Raw genomic sequence first — 5,201 nt, forward strand, 5'->3', positions numbered from 1 at the left:
GATATAGACGACAGCCTTTCCCTTATCGCGCAGCCGGCGGATGTTGCGGTTGAGCACATCGACATCGGCCGCGTTGAGAGCGGCCGTCGGCTCGTCGAGGATGAGCACGCTGGCGTCGGCCTGGATGCAATGCGCGATCTCGACGAATTGCCGCTCGGCGATCGTCAGATTGGAAACGAGCTGCGACGGGTCGAGCGTGAGGCCGAGTTCGCCAAGCGCCTTGGCGGTCTGGCTGCTCATCGCGCGATAGTCGATCGAGCCGAACCGGGTCGTCGGCTCCCGGCCGAGAAACATGTTCTCGGCGATCGACAGATTGGGCAGCAGCGAATGCTCCTGGAAAACGGTCGAAATGCCCGCATTCAGCGCGTCGCGCGGCGACTTCAGATCAAGCTTTTCCCCGTTCATGAAGATCTCGCCGGAATCGAGCTGATGCACGCCCGCCAGGATCTTCATCAATGTCGATTTGCCGGCGCCGTTCTCCCCCATCAGGGCGTGAACACTGCCCGCCTTGAGATCGAGGGAAACGGAGTGGAGCGCCTTGCTCCCTCCGAACGCCTTCGAAATGTGGGACATCTCGATAAGATTGGTCACGAAACCCTCGAACGAACCGGATTCGACAGATGGAACGGCCTGCGGGGAATGCTTGTCCACTCCCCGCCAGCCACGGCGCCGTCACTTCTTGCCGTAATATTCCTTGAGCTTGTCCTCGGGCAGTTCGCTCGGCCACCAGACATTGGCCGTCAGGTCGTCGCGATAGTATTTGGCGGCCTTGTCCTTGTCCCAGCCGTCGGGATTGTAGACATAGCGCTTGTAGAGCTGTTGACCCTCGAGCAGGGCGACAGCGGCGCGCACGCCGGCCGCACCTTGGGCGGGGCTGTATTCCGGCGAGATCGACTTGAATCCGTCAGTGATCCACTGGCCGAAATAGCCATTGTTGCCTTCGCCCGAAATCGGTGGAATGGGCGTGCCGAACTGCTTGAAGACATCGACGCAGGCGCGCGTCATGTCGGCGCCGGACGACCAGATGCCATCGACCTGCGGGTTGTTCAGATAAAGCGTCTCGCACAGCTTCTTGGCCTTGTCGTACTGCCAGTCGCCATGTTCCTCGGCGATGATCTGTACATGCGTGCCCTTGAGCGATTCCAGGAGGCCGTTGTAGCGGTTGGTGTCTTCCGGATGGCCGGCCAGGCCACGCAGGACCCAGATCTTGCCGTTGTCGCCGACGGTCTTCACCAGCCAGTCGCCCATCACCTTGCCGAAGTGCTCGGCGCCGCCCTGGATTTCGGTGGTGTAGGCGTCGGAATCGATGCGGCCGGTGTGAAGGATGACGGGGATGCCGGCGGCGACCGCCTTGGCGATGCTGGCATTCGCCGATGTGCTAGTCACCGGCTGAACGATGATCGCGTCGACATGCTGCGCGATCAGATCCTCGATGTCGGCCACCTGCTTCTTCTGGTCGAAGCCGGCATCGAGCAGGATGAACTTCGAGATGCGCTTGTCCTTTGCCGCGGCGTTCTCCGCCTCATGCGCCACCTGCACCGTCCAGGTGTTTGCGTTGACGCCGAAGTCGCTCATTCCGATGACCCAGGGCGGGTCCTTCTTGAACGCACCGGCCGCGGTCATGCGCGTGTCGTCGGGGCGCGGCGCGACGCCGTCCATCAGCTTGACATCTTCCGCATGCGCCAGGGACGTCACGGCAAGCGCTGATGCGACGAGCACTCCCAAACCGACGGTTTTCAGCAATCCTAACATTGAATTCTCCTCCTTGTGGTTGCCCCGGCCTACGAATTCGTATGGCCGGCCGTACGAATTCGCACGGACCGCGAGACGCTCTCCCAAAGCATGCCCGGCGTCGCAAACCGACCGATGCACGCAATTCTCCCGCCCCCGACACATGCGTGTCGAAGCCCAACTTCTGCTGGACGATGATGACGGTCGAGAACTCCTCCGGGCACTTTAGAAGCACAGCGGATTCGGCCTGTCAATAGTTAGTCATGTTGAATGACTATTCCCTTGCTTGCCTTTCACCGCTCCGCTATCCATCATGAATGGCGCTCGCCGGCTTCGGCGTGCTGTCAGTTCCGACGGGAAAAAACATGCGATCTGTCTTGTGCTACGGCGACTCCAACACGCACGGCCAAATGCCCGGCAAAGGACCGCTCCAGCGCTATGGTCCGGGTGAACGCTGGCCGGGGATATTGCGTGCTCAGCTGGGGGCCGACTGGTACGTCATCGAGGAGGGATTGAGCGGCCGAACCACTGTCCACGACGATCCGATCGAGGGCGCCCACAAGAACGGCCGAACCTATCTCCGCCCTTGTCTGCAGAGCCATGCGACGCTCGACCTCGTCATCATCATGCTCGGAACCAACGATCTGAAGATCCGTTTCAACAAGCCGCCGTCGGAAGTGGCGATGGGCATCGGCTGCCTCGTCTACGACATCAAGGAACTGGCGCCCGGGCCGGGCGGCTCGACGCCCGAGATCTTGATCGTGGCGCCGCCGCCGATGCAGGACGACGTCAAGGAATGGAAGTCGATCTTTGCCGGCGCGCCGGAGAAATCGCGCCTGCTGGCGCTCGAGTTCGAGGTCCTGGCGGACTCGCTCGAACTGCACTTTTTCGATGCCGGCTCGGTGGTGTCGTGCAGCGAAGCGGACGGCTTTCACATCGATGCCGAGGCGCACAGATTGCTGGGCACCGCACTCGCCCGCGCGGTCGATGCCATCGGCTGGAGCCGCTCGACATGAGCAACCATACCGCCGCGAGGCAACGCGCGCTTACCGACGGGGCGATCCTTGCCTGACATGAGATTCGCACCACCCAATCCGTTGCGCATCGCCGATCGTGCGAGCGGGCTGAATGCATTGAGCGTGCGCAGCTACAACGAGCGGCTGGTGCTGTCGCTGCTGCTTCAGAACGAAGGCATTTCGCGGATGGAAATCGGCGAGAAGACCGGCCTGTCGGCGCAGACGGCCTCGGTCATCGTCCGCTCGCTCGAGCAGGAAGGCCTGGTCTCGCAGGGCTCAGCGCAGCGCGGCCGTGTCGGGCCGCCAACCATCCCACTTTCGCTCAATCCGGAGGGCGCCTATGCGGTTGGCGTCGGCTTCAGCAGGCGCAGGATCGACATCGCGCTCATCGACTTCATCGGCACCGTGCGCTTCCACACGCAGTTGCCGGCGGATGAAGCCAATCCCTTTCCGCAAAGCAGCGAACTGCTGGAGGCGATCAGGCAAGCCATGACGAGCCTGCCGGTCGAGGCGCGCGGCCGCGTCGCCGGCATCGGGCTGGCAGTCCCCGACGAGGTCGACGCCATGGCTGCAACCCGCAACGGATCGAGCACCTCCCTCAAGGCTCTGCAAGGCGAGATCGAAGAGCAGAGCAAGCTGCCGGTTTTCGTGCAGAACGACATCACCGCGGTGGCCGGCGGCGAAAGCATGTTCGGTGTCGCCAAGCCGCTGAACGACTATTTGTTCTTCTATCTCGGAGCACGGCTGCAGAGCAGGCTCATCCTCAACCACCAGATCTACAAGGGAAACTCCAGCGCCAGCTTCGATCATGGCCTTGTGCGCCTGGAGAGCGAACTGACCAGGCGCGGGCGCCCGTCCGAAATCATCTGGAGCAGCAGCCCTGAGTGGCCTGACCTTGGCGAGGCCTACAGCGAATGGCTGGGGGAATGCTCCAATCGCCTGAAAGCGTCGATCTCCGCACTGAATCAGTTTGTCGAGTTCAGGACGGTGGTCCTGTCCAGTTATGCGCCGCAGAAAATCGCCAAGGCCTTGTGCGCAGACATCGGCCGGGAATTCCCCGACATCCAGGCGCTGCCGGCGCGCGTCACCATCAGCCCCAAGGCAGTCGGCGCGGCAAGCCTGCCGTTCAGTTCGCGCTTCATGATCCAGTGATCGGGCCGAACCGGCACCCTGCTCCCGCCGGCCGGCCGAGCATGCACCTTCTGCAGGTCCATCAGCGATTTTCAGATGAGCAGGCGAATCCACTTGCCAGGAGACCTCACTTAATAGCATGTTAAGTGAACCCTGAGATCGCCATGAAGATTACCGAGGACCACATCCCAGACGACAGCGCCGCGTCCAGCGCGGAAGCGCGCCGCTCGACGGTGCTCGGCGATCGCATCAAGGCCTATCGCACCACGCGACGCCTGACGCTGCGCCAGCTCGGTGACATGATCGGCACCACCGCCAGTTTCCTGAGCCAGCTTGAGCGCGGCCTTTCGGGCGCCAACACCAGCACGCTGATGCTGATCGCCAATGCGCTCGGCATCAGCCTTGCCGATCTTTTCGACGACTGCGAAGTGTCGCCGCACACGGTGCTGACACGCGCCGAGCGGCCGGCGCTGCCGACCAGCGAAGGCTACCGCAAGACGCTGCTGTCGCGCCGGCCAATCCGCGAGATGGAAGTCTATTGCGGCGAATTCGCCGTCGGTGGCTCGACCGGCGACGTGCCTTACACGCATGGCAACGCGCACGAGATGTTCCTCGTGCTGCGCGGGCGCGTGCAACTGACGCTCGGAGACGAGAGCTTCATCCTCGAAGAGGGCGACAGCATCGAATACTCGACCTCGACGCCCCACCGAACCATCAATGTCGGTGACACGGTGGCCGAAGTGCTCTGGATCATCGCGCCGCCGACCAGCGGCGCCGTCGACCTCGACCAATATGTAGCCCGGAAAACGCTCGCGCCCGGTCTGCCAAAATCAAACAGCGAGCCATCGGAGGGTTAGAAAATGGGAAGCAGATCAAGACTGGCCGGGTTTGTCGGCGCCGCCGCACTGGCCTTGCTCGCAGCCGCCGCTCACGCGCAGAACGCACCGCCGGCCGGGACCGTGGTGGACGGGTCGCTGAAGGGAAAGACGCTGACCTTCGTCTCCTATGGCGGCATCTACCAGGACGGCCAGGTCGCCGCGCTCAAGGAATTCGTCGACAAGAGCGGCGTCAAGCTTCTGAACGACGGGCCGACCGAAATCGCCAAGCTTCAGGCGCAGGTGGAATCCGGCAATGTGACCTGGGATGTCGTCGATACCGACGATTTTCCGCCCTTCGTGCATTGCGGAAAACTGTTCCAGAAACTCGACCTGACCAAGCTCGACATCTCGCACATCCCGGCCGGACAGGTCGGCGAATGCAGCGTGCCGGCGATGAACTACGGCATGGTCCTGATGTACAAAAATGACAAGTACAAGGACAATC

At 62.4% G+C, this 5,201-nt stretch carries 5 protein-coding genes and 1 pseudogene; 4 read left to right on the plus strand and 2 right to left on the minus strand.

The window, feature by feature from the left end:
* Positions 1 to 591 (minus strand): ATP-binding cassette domain-containing protein (locus tag EN935_RS21315; protein WP_164771243.1); only part of this gene is annotated, 591 nt, incomplete at its 3' end.
* Between the two features lie 81 nt (positions 592 to 672).
* Positions 673 to 1,752: a substrate-binding domain-containing protein gene (locus tag EN935_RS21320; RefSeq protein ID WP_126069973.1), complete on the minus strand. Its 1,080-nt coding sequence runs from the start codon at positions 1,750 to 1,752 to the stop codon at positions 673 to 675.
* A gap of 344 nt (positions 1,753 to 2,096) precedes the next feature.
* Between EN935_RS21320 and EN935_RS21325 the strand changes: the two genes are divergently transcribed.
* The 4 genes and pseudogenes from EN935_RS21325 to EN935_RS21340 all read left to right on the plus strand — a co-directional run.
* Positions 2,097 to 2,747 (plus strand): SGNH/GDSL hydrolase family protein, encoded by a 651-nt coding sequence (locus tag EN935_RS21325; RefSeq protein ID WP_127264977.1) that lies wholly within the window; start codon positions 2,097 to 2,099, stop codon positions 2,745 to 2,747.
* 57 nt (positions 2,748 to 2,804) lie between these two features.
* Positions 2,805 to 3,899 (plus strand): ROK family transcriptional regulator, encoded by a 1,095-nt coding sequence (locus tag EN935_RS21330; protein WP_127264978.1) that lies wholly within the window; start codon positions 2,805 to 2,807, stop codon positions 3,897 to 3,899.
* Positions 3,900 to 4,042: 143 nt separating this feature from the next.
* Positions 4,043 to 4,735, plus strand: a complete 693-nt coding sequence (locus EN935_RS21335) for an XRE family transcriptional regulator (RefSeq protein ID WP_109660215.1) — start codon at positions 4,043 to 4,045, stop codon at positions 4,733 to 4,735.
* A 3-nt stretch (positions 4,736 to 4,738) separates the two neighbouring features.
* Positions 4,739 to 5,201, plus strand: a pseudogene (locus EN935_RS21340) (ABC transporter); the annotation flags it as partial.

The organism is Mesorhizobium sp. M7D.F.Ca.US.004.03.1.1 (assembly GCF_003998635.1).
Classification (GTDB): domain Bacteria; phylum Pseudomonadota; class Alphaproteobacteria; order Rhizobiales; family Rhizobiaceae; genus Mesorhizobium; species Mesorhizobium loti.